The following is a 23968-nucleotide window of genomic DNA, read 5'->3' as shown; positions in this document are numbered from 1 at the left end:
CCAAAAATTCCATGTCCAAATATTGGGAAAGAGGCACTCGTCAGGGTGAGTTAACCAATTTCGCACTCACCGCCGATGCTGCTCGCCATCGCCAACCCCTTTTCCTCCCGTCGTGCGCGCCTGTCCCCCACGCAGCTGCGTGGCTGGCTGGCGTGTGCGGGTGTCTTCGTCGCTGGAGCTACTGCTGGTACTGAGGCTGTCCATGCGGCAGCGCCTGCGGAGGACGGCATCGCCTTCTTCGAGAGCAAGGTGCGCCCGCTGCTCATCGACAAGTGCTACAACTGCCACAGCCCGGAGCACAAGGTGAAGGGCGGTCTGCGCCTGGACACGAAGGAAGGCACGCTCGAGGGCGGTGATTCCGGTCCCTCCGTGGTGCCGAAGGAGCCGGACAAGAGCCTGCTGCTGCGCGCGGTGACGTATGAAGATCGCGACCTGAAGATGCCGCCGAAGCAGAAGCTGACCGCGGAGGAGGTGGACATCATCCGCCAGTGGATTGCCATGGGCGCACCGGATCCGCGTGAGGACAAGGTGGCCGCTGCTGCAGAGGCTGCGAAACCCGCCAAGCAAGTGGGCCTGAGCTTCGAAGCCGGGCGGCAGTTCTGGTCCTTCAAACTTCCCGTGAAGACGGCGCCTCCGGCGGTGCATGACACGGCGTGGACGAAGTCGGACACGGACCGTTTCATTCTCGCGAAACTGGAAGAAAAGAAGCTCACCCCCGCTCCGGATGCCGCTGCGGAGGTGCTGCTGCGCCGGGTGTATCATGATCTGGTGGGCCTGCTGCCCTCGTCGGAGGACACAGCCGAGTTTCTTCGCAATCCAGATGTCAGCAAGCTGGTGGACAAGCTCATGGCCACGCCGCAGTTCGGCGAGCAGTGGGGGCAGCACTGGCTGGACCTTTCGCGCTTTGCGGAGTCGAGCGGTGGCGGACGTACGCTGCCCTTCAAGGATGCGTGGAGATTCCGCGACTATGTCATCGAGAGCATCAACAACGATGTGCCGCTCTCGCGTTTCATCACGGAGCAGATCGCGGGCGACCTGCTGCCGCATGCGAATGCCGAGGAGCGTCGCCGTCACATGGTGGCCACCGGTTTCCTGGTGCTGGGCCCGACAAACTATGAAGAGCAGGACAAGGGTGTGCTGCGCATGGACATCGTGGATGAGCAGCTCGATACCCTGGGCCGCAGCTTCATGGGCATGACCATGAGCTGCGCGCGGTGTCATGATCACAAGTTCGACCCCATCCCTGCGGCCGACTATTATGCCCTGGCGGGCATCCTGCGCAGCACGCGCACGCTGAAGAACTACACGGACAACGTGGCGCACTGGATCGACTCCCCTCTCCCGCTGGATGGCGCGCAGGAGACCGAGATGCAGGCGAAGGAAACGAAGCTCGCGTCCATGGACACCGAACTCGCCGCAGCGAAGAAGGCGCTGAAGAAAATGTCCCCGAAGCCGGTGAAGCTGCAGCGGGGTCAGCCTGTCGAGCTCGATGACCTGCCCGGCATCGTGGTGGATGACTCGCAGGCGAAGCGCGTGGGCAACTGGAAGGAGTCCAACAAGTATCCCTCTTTCATCGGTGAAGGATATGTGCACGATGTGAACACGGGCAAAGGCACCTGCACCATCACCTTCTCCCCCACGATCCCGAAGGCTGGTCGTTATGAAGTACGCCTCGCCTACATGGCGCTGGTGGATCGCTCGAAGAAGGTGCCGGTGACCATCCTTCATGCCGATGGTGAAGAGACGGTATATGTAGACCAGAGTGAGACGCCTCCCATCGATGGACGCTTCATCTCACTGGGACAGTTTCGTTTTGAGAAGGACGGCGCGGGTTATGTGCTGCTCTCCAACGAAGGCACGAAAGGTTATGTGACCGCAGATGCCGTGGTCTTCATCCCGGTGGAGGAATTGGACAAGCCCGGCAGCGAAGAGAAGGCGGCGAAGGATCCCAAGCTGGTGGCGATGGAAACCAAGGTGAAGGCTTTGGAGAAGGAAATCAAAGTCACCAAGAGCGACGGTCTCGTCCGTCCCGAGGCCATGACGGTGCTGGATGACACGAAGCCTGAGGACTGTGCCATTCACATTCGTGGCAGCATCCGCAATCTGGGCCAGGTGGTGCCGCGTGGCTTCCTTGCGGTGGCCACCTACGGCGACACGCCGAAGATTCCTGCGGATCAGAGCGGCCGCCTGCAGCTCGCGGAGTGGGTCACCAGCGACCGCAATCCCCTCACAGCGCGCGTGCTCGTGAACCGTGTGTGGATGCACCTCTTCGGCGATGGGCTCGTACGCTCCGTGGACAACTTCGGCACCACGGGTGAAAAGCCAAGCCATCCGGAACTGCTCGATGCACTGGCGATTGAGTTCATGCAGGATGGCTGGAACCTGAAGCGCCTCGTGAAGCGACTCATGCTGACCCGCGCGTATCAGATGGCGTCCATCCCGACTGCCGAGCAGATGCAGGCAGGCCATGCAGAGGACCCGGAGAATCGCCTGCTGTGGAAACAGAACCGTCGCCGGGTGGATGCGGGTGTGATGCGTGATGCCATTCTCACCGTGAGCGGCACCATCAATATGGCCGTGGGCGGGCCGAATGTGATCGCCGACTCGGTGGACTCGAACAGCGGCGGCGCGCAGAATCTTGAGTACGGCTACATCTACACGGACACGCGCCGCAGCGTGTACACCCCGGCCTTCCGTAACAAGCGGCTGGACCTCTTTGATGCGTTCGACTTCGCGGACATCAACCAGCCCATCGCGAAGCGCAACGCCAGCACCGTGGCTCCGCAGGCGCTGTTCATGATGAACCATCCGTTTGTCATCGAGCAGAGCCGCAAGGCCGCGGAGCTCATCATGCAGCGCGCCAGCGCCACGGATACGGATGTGGACCTCGTGAATCGCCTGTACCAGCAAACCCTCGGTCGCCAGCCCACGGCAGGCGAACTGAAGCTGGCGGTGCACTTTGTGAAAGTGAATGCCCACGCCGCCTCCGAGGAGGAGGTGGCCAAGATGAAGCTGGAGAACTGGGCGCTGCTGGTGCAGACGCTCTTCGCCAGCGTGGATTTCCGTTACGTGAACTGAACTTGAGCAGAGTAGAACCGAGACCAGCAACCGCCCGCCACACCTCGCCATGATCTCACGCCGACACTTCCTGCAATCTTCCGCCTGCGGCTTTGGCTCGCTCGCGCTCTCCGCTCTCGCCCATGGTGCCGCCAATCCGCTCGCGGTGCGCCAGACGCATCACACCGCGAAAGCGAAGCGGGTGATCTTCCTTTTCATGGCAGGTGGCGTGAGTCATGTGGACTCCTTCGACTACAAGCCGCGCCTGCTGAAGGACGACGGCAAGATGATGGACTTCAATGACGCGCGCTCCGTGGCGAAGACCGGCTCCGGCGCGTCCCAGCGTGTGATGAAGCCGCTGTGGGATTTCAAGCAGCATGGCCAGTGTGGCCAGTGGGCCTCCTCGCTCTTCCCCAACATGGCGGAGCTGGTGGATGACCTCTGCTTTGTGCAGGGCATGCATACCGAAGGTGTGGCGCATGGACCGGCGACCTTGTTCCTTCACACCGGCTCCACGAATTTCATCCGCCCGAGCATGGGCTCGTGGGTGAGCTACGGACTCGGCACGGAGAATGAGAACCTGCCCGCGTTTGTGAGCATCAGCCCCAGTCTGAGCAATGGTGGTCCGCGCAACTACGGCACGGCGTTTCTCCCACCTGTGTTCCAGGGCACCGCTTTGGGTCGCGCGGGTGCGCCGGCGGCCGAGGCGAACATCAAGAACATCCGCAACACCATGCTCACGGGCGAGCAGCAGCGGAAGCAGTTCGATTTGCTGCGCTCGCTGAATCACGAGCAACTCCAGCGCTCGGCCTTGGGTGGTCAGGATGCGGAACTCGAAGCCGTGCTGAACTCGTATGAGCTCGCGTGGCGCCTGCAGGGAAATGCACCGGAGACGCTCGATATTTCCGGCGAGTCCGAGGACACGCTGAAGCTCTATGGCATCAATGAAAAGCCCACAGACAACTTCGGACGCCAGTGCCTCATGGCGCGTCGTCTCGCGGAGAAGGGCGTGCGGTATATCCAGGTGAACTACACCGACAACTCGAACAATCCCGCATGGGACCAGCATTCCAATCTGCCGAAGCATGGCGAGCACGCCGCCTCGGTGGACAAGCCGATTGCCGGTCTGGTGAAGGACCTGAAGCAGCGCGGCCTGCTGGAGGATACGCTCGTGTGGTGGGGTGGTGAATTCGGCCGCACGCCGTATGCCGAGCGCAACGGCACGGGGCGCGATCACAATCCGCTGGGCTTTACCCAATGGCTCGCCGGCGCCGGTGTGAAGCCGGGCTTCAGCTTCGGTGGCACCGATGAGTTTGGCCACTTCGCCGTGGAGGACAAGGTCCACATGCATGACATGCATGCGACCATCCTGCACCTGCTGGGGCTGGATCACGAGAAGCTCACGTACCGCTATGCGGGAAGGAATTTCCGACTCACCGATGTGCACGGGCACGTGGTGAAGGAGATTCTGGCGTGAGGAGGAATCGCTTCAGGATGGTGATGCGCTGACTTCCGACAGGCACTTGCCATGTCGGAAATCTCACAGCGTATTCCATTGCCTGCCGAATGGTCAGGAGCTATCACAGGCTGCATTCCCCGCAATCCTGAACTCCGTCCCATGGAAGCCGGCAAGCACCGCCTCATCAATACCCTGCTGCGCGCCCCCTCCGGCATCTCTTCGCGCATCCGCATTGTCTGGCTCCGCGCACTCGGTGCGAAGATTGGGAAAAACTGCTGGCTCAAGGACATCTGGGTACCACGCAATCCGTGGGATATTTCTCTGGATGACAGCGTGGCGCTTGATCGGCATGTCACGCTGGTGAGCAGTGGTCCGCCCACAGGCACGCCTCGCCTCCATATCGGCAGCGGCACCTATGTGAACCGCTTCACCATCTTTGATGTGCATGAATCCATCACCGTGGGGAAAAGCTGCATGATCGGCCCCTCCTGCTACATCACGGACGGCGACCACGGTTTTACAGCAGGCAAGCTGATCACCCAGCAGCCCATGATCAAGGCGCCCGTCACGATCGGAAGCGGCGCCTGGCTCGGAGCCCACGTGACCGTGCTCAAGGGCGTCACCATCGGGGATGGCGCGGTGGTGGGTGCAGGAGCGGTGGTGACCCGCGATGTGCCGGCGAATGCCATCGTCGCGGGCGTCCCGGCAAAAATCATCGGGCACCGGCAGAATTCATCCACAGCATCGAATCCGGCAGACCGGGATTGATTGATGGGACCGAGGCGGGCGGCAGAGTAAGCAGTAAGCAGTAGCACGCGAACTCCCAAAGTAGTTTCGGCTTCAGCCGAATGTGGCGTGTATCATGCCTTTTGATCCAGCAACCCGCTCCTGATTCGGCTGAAGCTACTTTCCAAGACCGCCACTCGGTGTCGCGAATAACCCCTGAACAATGGGGTGGCAGCTTGTGGATTCCTCATAAGAATGCCGCCGGGATGTGATCCGATTGCAATGCGTCGTGCGGCGTTGGATGGTGCGAACTGTGAAGCGTGTGCAGATGATGTCGAAAGCCCAAGCCCCCCAGTTCCTTTCCCTAACCCCCGTCCGAGCCCACTGGTTTCGGGGAATGTTCGCCGCAGGAGCGGCATTGGTACTGGCGGGTTGCGGTCAGGAAGCTGCGAAAGAAGACGAGCATAAGAAGAAGTCGGCAAAAGTGACTGCTGGTGCGACGGCTTCAAAGGAGGTGACCGGCGAATTCATCGTCATCGAGCGCACCGAGACACCGAATCCGAAGACCAGTGACTATGCGGACTGCCTTTATACGGCGAAGCTGCAAGTCGTGGCGGTGGATGGTGGGCTGGATGGGAAGGAAGAAACAAGCACTGCGGGCACCACCGATGACAACAAGGAGCCGCACATCATCCTCGCGGCGATGCCGGCATTCTTGAATCGCAAGCTGCAGGCAGGGCAAGAGCTGGCGGTGGGAGATCGCTTTCGTGCGAGGTGGATAGCTTTTGACGAAGCGCCGGAGAAGTTCCGCAAGATGCAGACAGCGGACAAGTTCGGCGACTACCTGCTGGAGTATTGCCTCGTGACAGAGGCAAAGCTGGTGCGGCGTGGCGCGCCCATCACGGCGGCTGCGGCGAAGGGAGCGCAGGAGAAGATGCCGGAGATTCCCCAGGAGCGCTTCATCCGCGCGGAAGGCGCGGGTGTGTATGCGGAGCGTCGCAAGGCACGCATGTCCCGCGAACTAGCGCGCATGAAGAGCGAGCTCGATGCGAATGGAGGTTCCTGGGAAGCGTGGATGAAGAAGCTGGAGCCGTATCAGGAAGAACTGGAGACGCGCGCGAAGGAAGCCGGTGGCACGCTGAAGCAGGACCAGCATGTCTTCGCGCGACTCGGCTTGCAGTGTTACTTCGATCTCACGCAGGATGATCCGCAGGTGGGTCCACTGGCGGCGCTGCGGCTGCTGAATGCGGAACTGCAGCGGCACGGCATCGACCTTGTCGTAGTCCCCTTCCCCAACAAGGAGGATGTGAATGCGCACAAGTTCCTGGGCAATCATCCGGATGCGCCCACGGAGTTGAATCCCTGCCGCATCCGCTGCCTGATGCGCATGCTGGAGCATGACATCGAGGTTATCGATCTCGTGCCCGCGCTTCGCGCAGGTTTAGGCGCACATCCCTTCGTATACTATGACAACCGCGACACGCATCCCGCGGACGGCGGCATCCAGATCGCGGCGAACGAAGCGGCGAAGGTGCTGGCGGATTATGATTTGCTCCCGGCGAATCACACACTGCTGCCCACGGAGACGACCGAGTTCGTGATTGAGAAGGACATGGAGTACTTCACGAAGGGGGCGCGTTATCCCGCCCATCGTGTGTTGTTTCCCGCGGATGCGAAGTCACATCGTGCGGTGCTGCTGCAGGGTGACAGCTTCTTGAGCGTGCCGACGAACTATGTGGCGAACGCCACGATTGCCGACCACATCGGCCGGCATCTGGGCTATCGGCCGGACAAGCTGGTACGCGAAGCGGGGGCGAACTTAATCCTGCAAGACCTCGCCCGGTTGCCGAAGTCGGAGCTGGAGGGACGGAAGGTCCTGTTCTTCGTGTTTGGCCCCACACGGTTGCGCTCGCCGCATTCGCCGCTGATGTCACCGGAGCTGCACTGGCATCTGGCGTTGTTGCCGGAGTAGCCGGTGCGACGGTGAGCGGTGCGACAGTAGGACGGTGGGGAGAGTTGCGGGAGGTGGTGCGTCGGGGGTGATTTCTGGTTAACCGCAAAGGGGCAGAGAGGCAAAGGACGCAGAGGATGTGGAGGGGGTTGTGGGAAGCGTAGTGATAGTTCCTTGGCGTGGTGCACCTCGATGCAGAGGAGACAGAGGCGCGCAGGAACATTTTTCTACGCCTTGTGGGTATCGCAACGAGTGGAGTTTAGGCCGCTGGCTTTACAGTGGGCGTTGGGCTTCCAGCCTGACAATGGCAACTTTTGCCGAGTGGAATCACCATGCCAAAAGGCCGGAGACCTAACGCCCACCGTCAGGCGGGACGCCTAACCTCCGTTCGCCGCTCTGCCCCTTGCGGCTAACAGGAATGGTCCCTGTGATTTGCGCCATGTCCCGAGTGATTCGCAGCTGTCGGGTCGGAAGACCCAACGCCCGCTGTCAGGCCGGAAGGCCTAACCTCCATAAATGCAGCACACGCCTCATCAGGTGGAGAATTTCTACCTGCGCGTCTTTGCCTCCTCTGCATCGAGGCGCACCACGCCGGGGCTCCTCTCACTACCCCTCCACCCAAACCCTCCCCTCCTCTGCGTCCTTTGCCGCTCTGCCCCTTTGCGGTTAACCGGAAGCTACCCATGACGTAACCTCGCCACCCAACGCTCACGTCACCACCGTCCTACTGCCGCACCGCTCACCGTCGCACCGCATTCCGGCATCCGCAGGGGTGGTGGCGGTCGAATCAAGACGGACGCAAAGATTTAGTATCCCGGGGTTTTTTTGCGAAGATCATGCATTTCCCCGAATTTCCCAAAACGAACGCTCGCGTGGGATGCGTTGTCTTTGTAGCCTTTGTCAATTCGTCACATGGATTCCGTAGCAACCCCCCCGCTCCCCCATCCCCAGGCTTCTGTCACGATTGAGGATATTCATGCTGCCTCAGCCTGGGTGCAGCCCCTTCGCTCTGAGATTTCCCGGGTGCTGGTCGGCCAGACGGAACTGGTGGACCGCCTCCTGATCTGCCTGCTGACGAATGGTCACGTGCTCCTGGAGGGCGTGCCCGGCCTGGCGAAGACGCTCACGGTGCGCACCCTGGCGAACTGCCTCCACGCGCGCTTCCAGCGCATCCAGTTCACGCCGGACCTGCTGCCGGCGGACGTGGTGGGCACCATGGTCTTCAACCCGCGTGAAGGCACCTTCAGCCCGCGTCTCGGCCCGGTCTTTGCGAACCTCGTGCTGGCGGACGAAATCAACCGCGCGCCGGCCAAGGTGCAGAGCGCCCTGCTGGAGGCCATGCAAGAGCGGCAGGTGACCATCGGCACGGACACGTACACGCTGCCGAATCCCTTTGTCGTGCTGGCCACGCAGAACCCCATCGACCAGGAGGGCACGTACACGCTGCCGGAAGCGCAGCTCGACCGCTTCCTCCTGAAGGTGCGCGTGGGCTACCCCACCCCGGAGGAGGAGCGCCTGGTGCTGGACCGCATGGCCACTTCCCGGCCCAACCTGGAGGTCGAGCCCGTGATTGCCATCCAGCAAATCGCCAACAGCCGCTCGCTGGTGAATGACATCCACCTGGATGACAAGGTGAAGGACTACATCGTGAGCATCATCCATGCATCGCGACATCCCGAGGGCGTCACCGCGCATCTGCGGAACCTCATCCGCTGCGGTGCGTCTCCGCGCGGCACCATCAATCTGGCACTCGCATCCAAGGCCCACGCCTTCCTGCAGAGCCGCGACTACGTGACGCCGCATGATGTGAAGGCGCTCGCGCCGGACATCCTGCGCCACCGCATCCTGCTCAGCTATGAAGCCGAGGCGGAAGGCGTGACCACGGATGACATTGTGCGGCAGTTGCTCGACAAGCTGCCGGTGCCGTGAGGCGTCTGTTTAATTCGTCCTGCCTCCGTTTCCGCCCCGCCTTCGCGCGCCATGATTGCTGAGCTGCTTCACGATTTGGGAAAAGCCGTTGCCCTGCCGCTCATGGTGCTCGTCGGGCTGGGCATCGGCTTCTGGCTGCGCAGTCTCATCTTCAAAGGCAAACGGCGCGCGCCCGCCGGCGGGCCTCCGCCGCTACCCATGGGAATGGGCCCGGCTTCGGCTCATGAGCATCCCGGCCCCTCTGCGAGGAACGGGCTGACTTCCGCCGTGGCCGAGGAGCGGGTCAATCGCATCCTGAAACGGGTGCGGCGCATCGAGCTCATCACCCGCGGGCTGGTGAAGGAAACCATCGGCGGCCAGTACCACTCGCGCTTCAAGGGCCAGGGCATCGAGTTCGATGACTTCCGCGAATATCAGGCCGGGGACGACGTGAGGTTTCTCGACTGGAATGTCACGGCGCGCATGAATGAACCGTACATCCGCAAGTACGTGGAGGAGCGTGAGATGTCCGTCATGCTGCTGGTGGACGTGAGCCGCAGCGGTGACTACGGCAGCGGCGATGACAGCAAGCGCGAGCGCATGGCGGAGATCGCCGCGGTGTTTGCCTTCAGCGCGCAGCAAAATCACGACAAGGTGGGGCTGACCCTCTTCAGCAGTGAGGTGGAGTTCTACCTGCCGCCGCGCAAAGGCTCCGCACAGGCCCTGCGCGTGGTGCGTGAGATCCTGAACTACCAGCCGCGCCGGGTGGGCACGGATTTCTCCCAGGTGCTGGACCTCACCGTGCAGCGCATCCCGCATCGTGCTCTGGTGTTCATCATCTCGGACTTCCTCACGGGCTATGACAATCGCGCGTGGGAGAAGCCGCTGCGCGCTGCGGCCTCCAAGCATGATGTGGTGGCCGTGCAGGTGCTGGATCCCCGCGAGCTGCAGCTCCCGCGCGTCGGGCGCATGTGCCTGGAGGATCCCGAGACGGGCGAGCAGGTGGTCGTGAATACCTCGGACCCATTCGTACGGCAGACCTATCACCAGCGTGTGCAGGGCATGCAGGACAACCTGTCCGCCATGCTCAGCAGGAACCGCGTGGAGCGCGTCTCCATCCAGACCAACACGGATTACATGCCTGCCCTGCGAGCATATTTCCGATCGCGGAAGCGGAGGTGAGGTGGGGTGATGGGTTAGGAGTTAGTTGTTAGTAAACAGTAGTCAGTAAGTAGTGATGAGAGTGCTGTTAAATAGCATGGCAGAGAGACAAGAGGCCTTGATGAAGGGTTCTTGGGCTGCGCGTGCGGATGCGCCTTCAAGGAGTGGGAGCATTCCTGCTCCCATTTCGGGTGACAGCTCCAGTACGCATACCCTCCGCTGTGCGACTACGGTCTCCGATGATCTCCCCGCTCATCCCCATGGGGGCAGGAGTGCCCCCGATCATTGGATGATGGTTTCGAGTGTTGGCGAGATGGAGCATCAGGAGACGCATGATGCCAATGGGAGCAGGAATGCTCCCACTCCTTGGGGGCGTGTACTCGTGCAGAGGGCGCTGGCGCTGGCGATGATTTTGCTCTGCTGGTTGATGACTCCTGCGGCACTGCCGGCGCAGATTCCGCCGCCGCCGGGAACGCCGACGCAGTCGGTACCGCTGCCGCATCCGGACATTGCCTCGCCAGATTTCCCCTCGCGCATGTTCACGCCGTGGTGGCTGGTGGTGAGTGGGATTGTCGTGGGCCTGCTGCTGGTGGCAGCACTCGTTTGGTTTGCCCTCCTGCCGAAGCGGCATCGCCCCCCATCCCTGCGAAATGCGCCGTTGAAGACGGCCATCGAGTCGCTCGAGGCATTGCGCACCCGTGTGCATGAGATGTCCCCCTCCGAGGTGGCGCATGATGTCTCGCTCATCATCCGCATGTACCTGCAGCAGTCGTATGCCGTGCCCGCACCCTATCGCACCACGGAGGAGCTCTACCACTCCGCGGCGCTGGATACGCGCGTGCCGCTGAAGAATCGGTTCGAGCCGGTGTCGGTATTCTATGATCAGGTCGAGTTTGCGCCACGCCCCCGGACGGTGGCGGATAGCGAGGCCCTGGTGGAGACAGCCCTGGAAGCCCTGCGCGAAGAGCAGAAGCTCATGGCACAGCCTGCGTTCGTAATTCCTACCAGTGGGCCGCCACCGCTGCCGCCCATGCCGTCGCCATCTGCACCGGCGGCTGAACAACCTGCGGAAGATGCTGTCCCTTCTTCTACCGCTGCGCCTGAATCCGCTTCCCCTTCACCGGGTCCCAAGTCTGAAACGCTGCGGCCCCTCCCGACTGAGTAGTCATGCCCATTCCCTTTTTCCCAAATCACCGGTTTGATGATCCGTGGTGGCTGCTGCTGCTGCTGGTGATTCCGCTGCTGATTGTGCTGCGCGGGAGACGCGGCGCGGCACCGGCCATCGCGTTCCCCGGAGTGGCACTGCTTCGCGGGCTGGGCTCGAACACGCGGAGCCGCATGGGTGGCTTTGGCTTGAACTTGCTGCACTTCGGCCTGGCAGCCGCCATCTTCGCCATGGCCCGCCCTCAGAAGGTGATTTCCTACGAAGAGGTGAAGACGGACGGCCTGGCCATCATGGTGGCGTGCGACGTGTCCCTCTCCATGCTCATCGATGACTTCTACATCGGCGGCACCCGGGTGAACCGCCTCGCGGCCGCGAAGCGCGTGCTGCGGGATTTCATCAAGGGCAGGCCGAATGACCGCATCGGCATCGTGGCCTTCGCCGGGGCGCCGTACACGCCGCATCCGCCCACGCTGGATCACGACTGGCTGCTGGACAACATGGACCGCGTGCAGACGGGCATCATGGAAAACGGCACCGCCATCGGCTCCGGCATTGCCACGGCGGCGCTGCGCCTCATTCCGCAGAAGGTCCCCAGCAAGGTCATCCTGCTGCTCACGGACGGCGCGAACAACTCCGGCAAGCTGAGCCCGCAGGAGGCAGCGAAACTCGCCGCCACGAACGGCATCCGCATCTACACCATCTCCATCGGCACGCCGGGGCACCACCTCATCAAGTTGCCGAACGGGCAGATCATCGATTCCGGTCGTGAGGAGTTCGATGTGGATACGCTGCAAGAAGTGGCCCGCATCGGCCAGGGCAACTTCTACCGCGCGGAGGACCTTGCCGGACTGGAGCACGTGTTCAAGACCATCGACGGCCTGGAGAAGACAGAAGTGCGCCGCCGGAAGGTTGTCGAGACACAGGACGTCCATTTCTGGTGGCTCATTGCCGCGGTCACGTTGTGCAGCTCGTATGTTTTGTGGCGGCAAACGTTCGGCAGGGCCGCGCCGGCGATCGCGTGATTGATGTTTCTCGCCTGACCACTGACTTTTCCCTTTCCCGTGAGCTTCAACTTCGCATCCCCCAACTTCGCTTACCTGCTCTTCCTGCTGCCGGTGATCGCGCTGTTCAAGATCTTCGCGGATCTGGCGACGAAGAAGGGGCTGGAGGGGTTCGCGTCTTCGTCCCGGTTGCGGTCCACGCTGATGGCAGGGGCCTCGGTGATTTGGGCAAACATCCACTTCGGCCTGCTGGTGCTGGGCGTGGGATTTTTCATCCTTGCGCTCACACAGCCCCAGCTGGGTCGTGATGAAAAGGACATCGAGCAGTCCGGGCGGAACATCCTGATCGCCATGGACACCTCCAAGTCCATGCTGGCGGAGGACCTTGCCCCCTCCCGCATGGAGCGCGCGCGGTTGGCGGCGCAGGACCTCTTGGAGAAATTGAAGGGCGACCGCGTGGGCGTGATTGCCTTTGCCGGTCGCGCCTTCCTGCAGGCGCCGCTCACCACCGACCAGGAGGCCCTCACGGAGACGCTTCAGACGCTGGACCACACCACCATTCCCCGAGGCGGCAGCAGTGTGGCATCGGCCATCAATCTCGCAGTCGAGACGGCCCAGAAGTCGCGTGGGACGAGGCATGGACTGGTCATTTTCACGGACGGACAGGAAACAGATGACGCCGCCCTGGAAGCCGCGAGGAAGGCGGCGGACCTCAATATCATCATCCTGCCCGTAGGTGTCGGCACGCAGGACGGCACCCTGATTCCGGACCCGAATCCCTTGAACGACGGCGGCTACATTCGCGATGAGAATGGAAATATCGTGAAAACCAAGCTCGAACCCGCGCTTTTGAGGGAGATAGCCCGCATCACGGGTGGCGAGTACGTGGAGCTGTCCTCCCAGCCCCTCACCCAGACCATTGTGGACCGGGTCATGGCGAACCTGGACCGGCACGATGACAAGTCCAAGCACCTTTCCCGCCCCATTGAGCGCTATCAATGGCCGCTGTTTGCGGGTATATTCTGCATCATGCTTTCCCAGTTGCTGCGTCCCTCCTACCTGAGGCCGGTGCACACGGCGGTACTGCCGGTGGATCCGCGGGCCACGGTGCATCAACACCAGCACTCGTACCAGACTCCGCCACCACTGACGGCATCATCCCATGCCACCGTGGCCGCCCTGCTGCTCGTCGGCTGGTTCGCGCTCGCTCCGACCTCCGTGGAAGCAGCCGTGGCTCCTGCGGTGAAGACGGCCCGGAATCACTACAAGGAACAGCGCTACAAGGAGGCGAAGGAAGCCTACACCAAGATGCTGCAGTCCAAGGAGCTGGTCGCCCCTGCGGGAGAGCTGTACTACGGACTGGGCGCCGCCGAGCTGCAGCTCAAGGAGTATGACACGGCGGTGCGCTCCTTCAGCGATGCACTCAAGTCCCACAATCCCGGTGTGCAGAAGCCCTCACTGCGAGGCCTGGCCACGGCGCTCTACAGCCAGGGCGAGGTGCTGCTGAAGTCCGACCTGGAAGCCACCATCAAGGCGTGGACGGATTCCCGTGACCACTTCGATACGGCGATGAGTCTGGCGAAGAAGGATTCCGACGAATACAAGGAACTCTCCGAGAACCGCGCTCTCGTGCAGAAGCGTCTGGACGAGGTGAAGATCATGCTGGCCGAACAGAAGGAGAAACAGAAACAACAGGGCGAGAAGGGCAAGCAGAAGCAGAAACAGAAAGGCCAGGGCAAGGGTGAAGGCGAACCCGACGACGAGGGAGAAGAGGGCGAAGGAGAACAAAAGACCCCGCAGGATCAGGACGGCGGCAACGACGAGAACAAAAAGCCCAAGCGCACGGACGCCCTGCAGGAGGGGCAAGAGGAGATTCTGGAAGGCGAGCTGCGTGCTGGTGAGCAGGGCAGCAAGCCGAACGAGAAGCCCGGCAAAGAAGGCGAGGGCGAGGGCGACCACATGCGCAATGACCGCACCGGGTACACCCCTTATGAAGCTCGCTCGATGCTGCGCATGTACTCGGATGAGCAGAAATCCACCCAGTATCTCATGCGGCGGGAGCGGGCCCTTGGGGGAAAGGATTATTAAAGTGTCAATGGTCAGTGGTCAGCAGTGAACGGTATGCAGGGCATGAGAGTCACTAATTGAAGCTTCTGGTGCGCCAGGCTTGGTCCCTTTGTTTTGTTGAGATGTCTCTTTCCATTTTTCCAAAAACCCCAACGCTCGCGCGGGCATCGCGCGAGATGCGCATGAGCACGAGCACGAGCGCCGGCACTTCCATTTCGCGCTACGGCCTGTCATTGCTGTCGAGTGTGCTCGTCATGCTGGGCCTGCTGGCCGCCGCCGCAGGGTCCGCACAGGCACAGCCTTCGGTCACAGCGTCGGTCAGCCCTACGCAGATCACGCCGGGCGGCTCCGCCATCTTCACCATCACGGTGGCCAATGGCCGGCCCAGTAAGATGGATGCGCCCCCTTCCCTGCCGGAAGGCATGGAATTGCTGGAACCCACCGCGGAGTATCGTGAGGCGCCGGTATCCATCGGTGGCAGCGTGCAGATGGCGCTGACCATGAGCTGGAGGATCACTGCGCAGAACGAGGGCACGTACATGATCCCGCCGCAGGACATCGAGGTCCGGGGTGATATCTTCACGACGAAGGCGGTCAAGTTCGTGGTGAAGGATGACCCGAACAACTCCTCCTCCGACTTCGATCCCATCCTGAGCCTGGAAGCCGGGAAGACCGAATTCTACGAGGGTGAAGTGGTGCCGCTCACGGCGAACCTCTACATCCACGGTCGCACCATGCTGCGCCGTCCGGGTTTGATTGAGCTGCCCAAGGAGAACTTCGCGGTGCAGCGCTTCCCCCTGCAGCCGGATGAGGAGAATGTGCAGCGCATCGGCGGCGTGCCCTACCGGGCGAATGTCTTCCACAGCACCGTGTCCGCGCTGAAGCCGGGCAAGTTCAAGCTGGGACCCGCCACCTGTGAGGTGCTGGTGGATGTGCAGTCCTCCAATCAGGACAATTTCACGCCGCAGTACTTCAACCAGATGGAGACGCGGAAGTTCAAGGCGAAGAGCAGCGAGGTCGTGCTGAATGTGCTGCCACTGCCGAAGGAGAACAAGCCGGGGACTTTCAGCGGCGCCGTGGGCGAGTTCTCCATCAGCCTCGTGGCGGAGCCGCTCGAGGTGAACGTGGGCGACCCCATCTCGGTGGAACTGACGGTCAGCGGCTCGGGGAACTTCGACTCCGTGACCGTGCCCACGCTGACGGATCCGAAGAACTGGAAGCTGTATCCCGCGAGGAAATTCCAGCCCAATGACAGCATGCTCGTCCAGCGGGGACGCGACCAGCGCGTGAGCTTCACGCAGATCATGCTGCCGAACAAGGTGGTGAAGGAAATCCCGCCCTTCGAATTCACCTTCTTCAACCCGGCGAAGAAACAATACGTGGTACTGAAGACCCAGGCGGTGCCGATCAAGGTGAAAGGTGCCGCGACCCCGGAGGCTCCCGCATCGGCTGCCAGCTCGGCCAGTGAGAGCAGCTCGGTGGCAGCAGTGCAGGAGAAGGTGCCGCCGGTAAAAGCCGCGCTCACCGACATCCTGACCATCACGCCGCGCCGCGCCGCGTGGTTCGCCACGAGCCTGCCACTTCAGAACGACCGCCGCTTCCTCATGGCGAACTGCATCGCCGCCGGAGCGCTGCTGCTCATCGTCGCCGCGAAGCTGGGTGCCATGGCCTGGACCTCGCACGTAAACTCCCCGGAGGCTCCCACACGCCGGCTGTGGAAGAGCCTGAGTGACAGCCATCTCTCGCGCGGAGAATTCTACTCGCGTGCGGTGCACTACATGGCCGTGACAGGTGCCGGCGGCAGTGCCGGAGCAGCCATCCTGCATCGTCAGGAGGAACTGAACTACTCGCGCCAGAGCGAGGAAGCCACGCAGGTAGTGTCGCGTGAGGAGCGCCAGCAGGTGCTGCACGCGCTGAAGCATGGCGAATTTTCTGCACCGCAGCCGGAGCCCTCCACCGTGACCATGACGCCACCCGCGGCGACAGAGACCGTGGAGGAAAGCGGGAACGAAAGCGCGAGCACGAGCGATGACACGGCCTCGAAGGAGGAGAATGCGGAGGTGGCAGCATCTACGGCCACGGCCACCGCCATTCCATCCGCGCCAGAACCTTCATCCGTGTCACTGTCCGAACCGCCTCCGGCAAAATCCAGCGCCAGTGAGGCCACCCCAGCGGCAGAAGATTCGCCGAAGGAAAAGGCGGCCGATGACAAGAGTGAACCGGAGGGCAAGGCGAAGTCCTGAGCATCATCATGCGCATGCGCGTTTCTTTTTACACTGCTGCCGAATCTGGCCCCGAGTCCGCATCCACCTCCACGATGCCGTCGACCCTGAAGACCTGGCTCCGTCTCCTCGCCGCACTGGTGCTCCTGCCGCTGGCCTGGGGTGGCGCGGCCTTGCAGGCTGCCACCCCTGCGGCGGACACGGAGAACTCCGAGGAACTGGCGAAGCGCTATGAAGATGCGCGCGTGGCCTTTGAAAAAGGTGACTTCAAGAAGGCGCAGTACCTCTCCGAATCCCTGCTGAAGGATTCGCTGGATAAGGGCAAGGTCAGCCCGCAGCTCTTCCAACTCATGGGGCACACCCGCTACCGCCAGGGTGACCTGGGACGCGCGGCGCTGTGGTACATGCGCGCGGCGCTCTTCCCCCCACCCTCGCCGGAGACGGTGCAGAATCTCACCCACATCCGTGGAAAAACGGGGAACCTCGCCTTCTCGGCCAACCACGTGGGGGATCAATACTCCTCGCTGCTAACGCGTCCGCAATGGATGCGCATCGTGGTGATCTCCCTTTGGGCCATCGTCTTTTCCACGGTGCTGTGCTTCGTGTTCCGCTCCGCGGCCGCGCGCACGCTTTTCCTTCTGCTGATCCTGCTGGGCCTCGTCGGCGGTTCGCTGGGCATCATCGGCTGGAGACTGCGTCCGACCTTCAACCAGGTGAAGGATCTCGCCATCGTGACCTCGCCGAACGCCAAGTCCTACACCGCCGCCAGCACGACCGCAGGCCGCGTCATCGACCTTCCTCCCGGCAGCCAGGTACGCAAGCTCGAGGAGCGGGGCGCATGGACCTATGTGGAGACATGGAGCGGAGACCCCTCCAGCAAGGACAGCGGCCAGATGATCCGCGGCTGGGTGCAGAATGATGCGCTGAGCACGTTCTGGCCGTTTGATGCGAAGTATTTGGATTGAGGGCGCGGTTCTTGGTTGTGATCGCAGTTCAGGATGTCAACGCCATCCATGCCTTTGCCTGAGAAGCAGTGGGTGGTGAAGGCGTTTGTGATCCTCGTAATACTGGTGAATCTCGTCATCTTGTGCCTGGCCTGGGCGGACAGGAGCTGGGGCGCCTTCTTCATGGCCGTGGTTTGGGGACCGATAGCCAACGGTGTCCTTCTTCTGGTTGGTCTGCTGGCGACAGTGTTTCGCAAAAGAATGGGATGGCGGACCTCGATGATCCGCGGGCTGCCCATGGCGCTCCTACCCATCTTCGCCATCAGTCTTGATGTCTGGATCATCATGAACATGGGCCTTTCCGGCTGCTGATGAGCCCGGGTTGTGGTGGCCTTCCCCTAGGGGTGCGAGGTCGTGTGCATTGGCTTCAACGCAGAGACACGGAGACGCAGAGGAACTTCGGAGACTGAGGAATGCGAGTCCGGAAGGCGGGATTCCGGAGTTCACGCCGCTAACGATGCAGGCTCTGAACCAACCAAGAACCAAGAACGGTATCCTCAGTTTCAGTCTCCGAAGTTCCTCTGCGTCTCTGTGTCTCTGCGTTGAATCCCAAGTAGCCGGCACTCCCCTGTCCCCCGGTGTTTTTCCCTCCAACGCACTTTTTGCGCTTGGCAGCCCGCTCCCCCTTCGTTTCATATAGCCCCCTGCATCGGCCACCGACGACTGCTGGCCTACTCCTGGCATTTTCTTAACTCATAACACCAACTCGTAACTCCTCACTCCCCTCCCTCCCATGCCCATTGTACAGACCAACGGTATCAACATGGCCTATGAAGAACGCGGTTCCGGCGATCCGGTGATCTGCATCATGGGCGTCACGGCACCCGGCGCAGTGTGGGAGGCGCATGCGCAGGCATGGGAGAAGCACTTCCGCTGCATCCTGGGTGACAACCGCGGCGTGGGCTCGACCGACAAACCGGAAGGCCCTTACACCACCGCGATGATGGCCGATGACTACGCGGGTCTCATGGACAAGCTGGGCATCAAGAAGGCCCGCGTCGTCGGCTGCTCACTCGGCAGCGTGGTGGCACAGCAACTGGCCCTGCGCCATCCGGACAAGGTGCAGAGCGCCATCCTCATGTGCACCTGGGCGCGGCAGGACCGCTTTGGCCTCTACACCTGGCAGCACCTGATGAACTGCAAGGCCACGATGCGCCCGGAAGTGTTCATGCAGTATGTGCAGATGCTCATCTTCACCAAGCCGTGGTTCGACAACGACGACTGCTGGAACAACATGCAGAACGACTTGAAGAGCACTGCCATCGGCGCCGCTCCGCAACCGGTGCACGCCATGGAAGCCCAGGCCGCCGCGGCGATGAATCACAACACGCTCAATGAGCTGAAGAACATCAAGTGCCCCGTGCTCGTCATCGGCGGCAAGAACGATGCCTTCACGCCCCGCTGGATGAGCGAAGAAGTGGCGGCCGGCATTCCCGGCGCAGACCTGCACCTCTATGACAACGCCGGCCATGCCTTCCACTGGGAATGCCTGAGCGACTTCAACCCGCGCACGACGGAGTGGCTGTTGAAGCACTAGGGGGGAGAGGGATAAGGTCCTGAACTTTGAAAGCGGCGCGGGGTGACTCGCGCCGTTTTTGTTTTAGGAAGTCGGGTCTCCTGACCGGACAGCGTCCGGCGGGTTTTCTTACCCGCCGACTGTCTGCGAATCGAAGCGATGGCGTAGTGAACCGCGACAGCGGCGTACTGGCCGGATGAAGTTAGCCGCAAAAAGACGCAAAAAACTCAAGAGGGTCCAGGATGGGTGACCTCACGTTGAAGAGGCTTAAGTGAACGGATGTTCCGAATCCTACCCGCCACAAACCACCACCCCCATCAAACATAGCGTTAACCTGCATCACCCTTCTGAGTCTTTTGCGTCTTTTTGCGGCTAATCTCATCAGGCCCGCATACCGCTATCCCGATGCATGACGCAATCGCTCCGGTCACTGATGGCAGGCGGGTTGGAAAACCCGCCGGACGCTGTCCGGTCAGGAGACCCGACTTCCTGGATCTGATCTGGCTCCGGGTTTGGCGCCTGAAAATTTTTTCTCTTTCCCATTCGCGCATTTTGCAACTCGGCGTCTAGTCGGCGGCGGGTCGCGTCCCCTCTCCCGCTTTACCCTACAGGGGGATGCGCCTCAGGCAGATACTCACGTCACGTCAACACACCCCCAAACTCTCCATGCGCGGTCAGTTCTCCCTGTGCGGTTTGTTTCCCTTTCTCCGTCGTCCTGCCTCTGCGCTTCTGCCCTTGCTGGGGCTGATGCTGGGCAGTGGTTCAACGCTCCTGGCGGGGCCGGAACCAGTGGTAAAGGCGGATGAGAAGAGCGCGAAGGCGGTGACCATCCACGACCAGTGGAGCCTGCCAGGCATCTTCGGCGGTGGGGTGAAGACGACGGATGAGTACACGGAGGGGAATGTGTTTCTCGTGCTGCCGGTCATCAGCACGGTGGGACAGGATGGTTTGCTCAGTGGGGATGTCCTTTTCATCGAGCCCTACAGCTCGTGGGGTGAGCAAGGAGAAGTGGCGGCGAGCCTGGGCTTCGGGTGGCGGCACTACTTCACCACACAGAGTGTCAGCGCGGTGACGAAGCATGATGGGCATCAAGCGGGCATCTTCGAAGAAGGCGTGTATGTGGGCGCGAACTTCTTCGTCGACATGCTGGACACGGAGATCGACAACCAATTCTGGCAGCTCGGCGTGGGTGCGGAGATTGGCACGCGGTACTTTGAGATTCGGGGGAACTACTACATCCCGCTCACGGAGCGGAAGCTCGTGCTGGAGCAGCGCTCGAAGCAGACCTTTACCAACAGCAGCACGAGCCTGAGCCAGCAAGTGAGCGGAGAGCCCTTCGCCACGGGGAATACCGTCCAGCAGGAGCTGACGACCACCACCCTTGCCACGACGACGACGAGCACGACGACGATTGAGCAGCTCTTCCGCCTGTATGAGGAAGGCATGGAGGGCTGGGATGTGCAGGCCTCGCTGCTGGTGCCGGGGCTCGATAGGTGGATGGATGTGTTCTTCATCGGTGGCTACTACTCTTTCGACAATCAACCCTTTGGTCCGCAGACCGGTGGCACGGGAAATGTGGAAGGCTGGAAGGCTGGCGTGGAAGTGCGCCCGGTACCGGCGGTGGTGCTGAATGCGACGTGGTATGAAGACGAGCGCTACGTGGGCAGTGACTGGCTGTATGGCCTGCGCCTGGAGATTCCCTTTGAGATGGGTGACCTGGGCGATGGCAAGGGATTCTGGGACCGTGTGGGAGAATCCTTCACGCCGCGTCGTCGCCACCTCGCGGAGCGCCTGGTGGAGCCGGTGCGGAGACAGAATGAAGCCATCAAGGTGGGCAATGACACTGAGCAGAAGGTGGACGTGGACACCTCCGTGCAGCGCGTGACGAAGGTGGTGGCGCAGAGCTCGCAGCGCGTGGTGCTGCAGGAGGACATCGTCTTCGTGAACAACGGGGCGGCCGTGGGCAATGGCATCGGCGCGGGCAGTGCGAGTGGCACCGGCACGGCGGAGCAGCCGTTTGATACCATCGTGGCCGGCGGCACTCTGGCGGGAACCAAGTCTGTGCAGACCAACCGCGTGTGGAATGTGTATACGCAGGGCGGTGTGGACTACAGTGCCGATGTCTTCCTCCCCAGCAACTTCAGCCAGCAGGTGAAGTTCATCGGAAGCGGCACCCCTATCCCAGGGCTGGGAGGCCGGACCTTCGGCACAGGACCCAGGCCGAAGGTGACTGCGCCGAATGGCATCAGTGCCCAATGGGGAAAGTACATCGGCATCTACGGATATGACTTCAACTCAAGCCCCCTCTACATCCGAGGGGTTGAGCAGAGCGAAATCGTGGGCAACCATTTCTATGGGACCGCACCGGTCAAGGTCGAAGCCGGCGGTTCCCTGAGTGGGGAGAAGACGCTCGTGAAGGACAACCTGATCGCGAATGAATTGGGCGTGCAACTCTTCACCATCATTGGCAGCATTGAGGCGGACATCGTCAACAACGTGTTCGAGAGAACCATTTGGGGCGTGAACCTGTCAGCCTGGTACGGCGGCACGATCAAAGCCAACATCACGGGGAACACCATCAACTACACCGTTTCTGGCATCAATGTCGACGCCAGGGGATTCCCCGGCAGCTTCGGCACGGTGGAAGCCACGGTGACAGGGAATACGATTCGCAGCGTCACGGATGAAAACTACGCCCGCGTGCTGAGATACAACGCTGATGGAAAAATGGACCTGACCTTCGAGGGGAACATCCTGACCGAACGCTGGGGCCATCTCATCGAGGGCACCAGTTCCGGTGGGCAGGACAATTCTCTCAAGTTCCTGGGCAATCAGATCACCAACGGCACCTTTGTGATGTACAATCACCCCACCGATGGCACCACCATGGACTTCACCGCCATCGGCAACGTCTTCACGAACTCCAACCTGCAACTGACGGATTTGACCGGAGTGACGGTGACGGACAATGTCTTCCACAATCCCGAAAGGCCGACGACGGCCATCCAGATTGAATCCAACGGCGCCCACGCGCTTGATGCGGTGATCCAGCGCAACCAGATCTACAACCCCAAGGGAACAGGTGTCGCCCTTGCTGCCACGACCAATGCCAGTGTGGTAGTCACGATCTCGGACAATGCCTTTACCGGTGCTACGGATAGTGGCGGTGTGCTCATCAACTCCAATGGCTCTGCGGAGGTGACAGCGCATGTGGAGAATAACACGATGACCGGCCTGCAATATGGCGTGAGCATGCGCTCGTGGAATGATGCCCTGGGCATCACCGCCTACGTCCGGGGCAATGAAATCTCCCACACCACTGGGGAAGCGGTGCGGCTCGCTACCGATTCCCAGGGATACATCTGGGCGGAGGTGGCGAACAACTACCTCCTTCATTCAGGTGGCGATGGCGTGCAACTGTTTGCCGCCGACTACTCCCACCTGATTGCCCATGTGTCGGCGAACGCCATCACGGACGCGCAACGCCGCGGCATCTATGTGGAGGCACGCTATCTGGCGGACGTGCTGGTGAATCCCGCAGCCAATGTGATCACCAACAGCCGCGGGGCCGGCATCGAGTGGCAGTCGCTGGGCGAGGCCGTGGGCGGCATCATCCACTCGAATCTGTTCGAGGCCAACACCATCACCGGCGCCGGCAACGGTGGCATCGTGCTGGTGAGCGGGAATGAAGGAGCACTGACGGTGAAAGCCTTCAACTTGAATACCATCACCAACACGGTCGCAGGATCTCACCTGTCGATTGAGCGCGGAGGAGCGGGCGAGATGACGATCCAGGGCACGCTGAACAACACAGCCACTCCTACACCGAATCCCACGGCTGGAGACACGCTGAAGGTTGATGGCACACCGACACTGAACTTCCTGCTGAACAGCTCTGTGATCACGGTGCCGGTGACGGTGCCGTGAGGAGGGCGTGATGGATTTATGATTTGTGATTGATGATTTTTGATTTGGCGGGTGCGTGGGGTGCGAGACCGGCGCCCTCAGGACAGGAAGTCGGGTCTCCTGACCGGACAGCGTCCGGCGGGTTTTCTTACCCGCCAGCTATCAGCGAATCGAAGCGATGGCAGCATGCGGCGCGATCACCGCGTGTTAGCCGGATGAAGATAGCCGCAAAAAGACGCAAAAAACTCAAAAGGGTCTGATACTGGGTGGCAGCACATCACTCCACCCTTTCGCAAAGCTCCGGCCTCCGTCGCCATATCCAGCAAGGCGAACTCCATCTCATGCGCACTATTGAGCTTACCTTTCGTTCCTTCGTATTCACCGTTCTCTTGTTGGCAGTGTGTTGCCTGGCTTGTTGCAGAGCAGACAGCAAGTCACCGGACTTCAGTCGCACATTCGGTTTTTCCCCACCATCTTCATGGGTGCAGACCAGAGACGTGCACAAAACAGGAATGTCGCCGGAGATTCACTATCACTTCCAGGTGTCTGATGCAGACTTTCGTGCCTGGGACCCCAAGGCCAATGGATATGCAGCATGGCAACCCATGACTAACGAACAGCGTTTCCAATCAAGCGGCTACATCCTGGATGGGAGCAGCGGTAAAGACGTATCCTCACGAGCGGCGTTCACCATCCGCCTTAGCTCCTCCCAATGTCTCGTGGTGTACGATCCAACGACCAGCACTCTCATCGTGTTGAAAGCCTATAACGCTATGGGAGTAAGCTATCCGTGAACTGTGATCTGGTGCTCCCCACCATCACACC

The 23968-nt window shown here is 61.4% G+C and carries 15 protein-coding genes; all 15 read left to right on the top strand.

Annotated elements, in window-relative coordinates; all coding sequences use genetic code 11:
* Window positions 1-75 precede the first annotated feature (75 nt).
* The 15 genes from G5S37_RS11595 (at window position 76) to G5S37_RS11525 (ending at window position 23937) form a co-directional block, all read left to right on the top strand.
* On the top strand, window positions 76-3078 hold the full coding sequence (locus tag G5S37_RS11595; protein WP_165203899.1) for a DUF1553 domain-containing protein: 3003 nt from the start codon (window positions 76-78) through the stop codon (window positions 3076-3078).
* A gap of 49 nt (window positions 3079-3127) precedes the next feature.
* Window positions 3128-4534: a DUF1501 domain-containing protein gene (locus G5S37_RS11590; RefSeq protein ID WP_165203896.1), complete on the top strand. Its 1407-nt coding sequence runs from the start codon at window positions 3128-3130 to the stop codon at window positions 4532-4534.
* Between the two features lie 51 nt (window positions 4535-4585).
* Window positions 4586-5284 carry an acyltransferase gene (locus G5S37_RS32675; RefSeq protein ID WP_276617037.1) on the top strand — a complete coding sequence of 233 codons (699 nt, stop codon included), beginning with the start codon at window positions 4586-4588 and terminating at the stop codon, window positions 5282-5284.
* A 355-nt stretch (window positions 5285-5639) separates the two neighbouring features.
* Window positions 5640-7214: a hypothetical protein gene (locus G5S37_RS11580; protein WP_165203893.1), complete on the top strand. Its 1575-nt coding sequence runs from the start codon at window positions 5640-5642 to the stop codon at window positions 7212-7214.
* 891 nt (window positions 7215-8105) lie between these two features.
* Window positions 8106-9122 (top strand): MoxR family ATPase, encoded by a 1017-nt coding sequence (locus G5S37_RS11575; protein ID WP_165203890.1) that lies wholly within the window; start codon window positions 8106-8108, stop codon window positions 9120-9122.
* A 51-nt stretch (window positions 9123-9173) separates the two neighbouring features.
* Entirely contained in the window at window positions 9174-10283 is a 1110-nt protein-coding gene (locus tag G5S37_RS11570; protein ID WP_240914851.1) for a DUF58 domain-containing protein, read from the top strand.
* A 268-nt stretch (window positions 10284-10551) separates the two neighbouring features.
* Entirely contained in the window at window positions 10552-11427 is an 876-nt protein-coding gene (locus G5S37_RS11565; RefSeq protein WP_165203887.1) for a hypothetical protein, read from the top strand.
* A gap of 2 nt (window positions 11428-11429) precedes the next feature.
* Window positions 11430-12449: a VWA domain-containing protein gene (locus G5S37_RS11560; RefSeq protein WP_165203884.1), complete on the top strand. Its 1020-nt coding sequence runs from the start codon at window positions 11430-11432 to the stop codon at window positions 12447-12449.
* Between the two features lie 39 nt (window positions 12450-12488).
* Entirely contained in the window at window positions 12489-14516 is a 2028-nt protein-coding gene (locus G5S37_RS11555; RefSeq protein ID WP_165203881.1) for a VWA domain-containing protein, read from the top strand.
* A gap of 161 nt (window positions 14517-14677) precedes the next feature.
* On the top strand, window positions 14678-16738 hold the full coding sequence (locus G5S37_RS11550) for a BatD family protein (protein ID WP_165203879.1): 2061 nt from the start codon (window positions 14678-14680) through the stop codon (window positions 16736-16738).
* A gap of 74 nt (window positions 16739-16812) precedes the next feature.
* Entirely contained in the window at window positions 16813-17682 is an 870-nt protein-coding gene (locus G5S37_RS11545; protein ID WP_206026406.1) for an SH3 domain-containing protein, read from the top strand.
* A 48-nt stretch (window positions 17683-17730) separates the two neighbouring features.
* On the top strand, window positions 17731-18033 hold the full coding sequence (locus tag G5S37_RS11540; protein ID WP_165203873.1) for a hypothetical protein: 303 nt from the start codon (window positions 17731-17733) through the stop codon (window positions 18031-18033).
* A gap of 421 nt (window positions 18034-18454) precedes the next feature.
* Entirely contained in the window at window positions 18455-19258 is an 804-nt protein-coding gene (locus tag G5S37_RS11535; protein ID WP_165203870.1) for an alpha/beta hydrolase, read from the top strand.
* 645 nt (window positions 19259-19903) lie between these two features.
* On the top strand, window positions 19904-23164 hold the full coding sequence (locus G5S37_RS11530; protein ID WP_165203868.1) for an inverse autotransporter beta domain-containing protein: 3261 nt from the start codon (window positions 19904-19906) through the stop codon (window positions 23162-23164).
* Between the two features lie 491 nt (window positions 23165-23655).
* Window positions 23656-23937, top strand: coding sequence for a hypothetical protein (locus tag G5S37_RS11525; protein ID WP_165203865.1), 282 nt, complete (start codon window positions 23656-23658; stop codon window positions 23935-23937).
* Window positions 23938-23968: the final 31 nt, after the last annotated feature.

This window comes from Roseimicrobium sp. ORNL1, from assembly GCF_011044495.1.
In the GTDB taxonomy this organism is placed as follows: domain Bacteria; phylum Verrucomicrobiota; class Verrucomicrobiia; order Verrucomicrobiales; family Verrucomicrobiaceae; genus Roseimicrobium.
The sequence above is the reverse complement of the archived record's forward strand: the minus strand, read 5'-3'. Positions and strand labels throughout refer to the sequence as shown.

Excerpts from the sequence above, each read along its gene's own strand:
- G5S37_RS11595 (WP_165203899.1), top strand. The coding sequence starts at position 76 with ATGCTGCTCGCCATCGCCAACCCCTTTTCCTCCCGTCGTGCGCGCCTG.
- G5S37_RS11590 (WP_165203896.1), top strand. The coding sequence starts at position 3,128 with ATGATCTCACGCCGACACTTCCTGCAATCTTCCGCCTGCGGCTTTGGC.
- G5S37_RS32675 (WP_276617037.1), top strand. The coding sequence starts at position 4,586 with ATGTCGGAAATCTCACAGCGTATTCCATTGCCTGCCGAATGGTCAGGA.
- G5S37_RS11580 (WP_165203893.1), top strand. The coding sequence starts at position 5,640 with ATGTTCGCCGCAGGAGCGGCATTGGTACTGGCGGGTTGCGGTCAGGAA.
- G5S37_RS11575 (WP_165203890.1), top strand. The coding sequence starts at position 8,106 with ATGGATTCCGTAGCAACCCCCCCGCTCCCCCATCCCCAGGCTTCTGTC.
- G5S37_RS11570 (WP_240914851.1), top strand. The coding sequence starts at position 9,174 with ATGATTGCTGAGCTGCTTCACGATTTGGGAAAAGCCGTTGCCCTGCCG.
- G5S37_RS11565 (WP_165203887.1), top strand. The coding sequence starts at position 10,552 with ATGATGGTTTCGAGTGTTGGCGAGATGGAGCATCAGGAGACGCATGAT.
- G5S37_RS11560 (WP_165203884.1), top strand. The coding sequence starts at position 11,430 with ATGCCCATTCCCTTTTTCCCAAATCACCGGTTTGATGATCCGTGGTGG.
- G5S37_RS11550 (WP_165203879.1), top strand. The coding sequence starts at position 14,678 with ATGAGCACGAGCACGAGCGCCGGCACTTCCATTTCGCGCTACGGCCTG.
- G5S37_RS11545 (WP_206026406.1), top strand. The coding sequence starts at position 16,813 with ATGCCGTCGACCCTGAAGACCTGGCTCCGTCTCCTCGCCGCACTGGTG.
- G5S37_RS11540 (WP_165203873.1), top strand. The coding sequence starts at position 17,731 with ATGCCTTTGCCTGAGAAGCAGTGGGTGGTGAAGGCGTTTGTGATCCTC.
- G5S37_RS11535 (WP_165203870.1), top strand. The coding sequence starts at position 18,455 with ATGCCCATTGTACAGACCAACGGTATCAACATGGCCTATGAAGAACGC.
- G5S37_RS11530 (WP_165203868.1), top strand. The coding sequence starts at position 19,904 with ATGCGCGGTCAGTTCTCCCTGTGCGGTTTGTTTCCCTTTCTCCGTCGT.
- G5S37_RS11525 (WP_165203865.1), top strand. The coding sequence starts at position 23,656 with ATGTCGCCGGAGATTCACTATCACTTCCAGGTGTCTGATGCAGACTTT.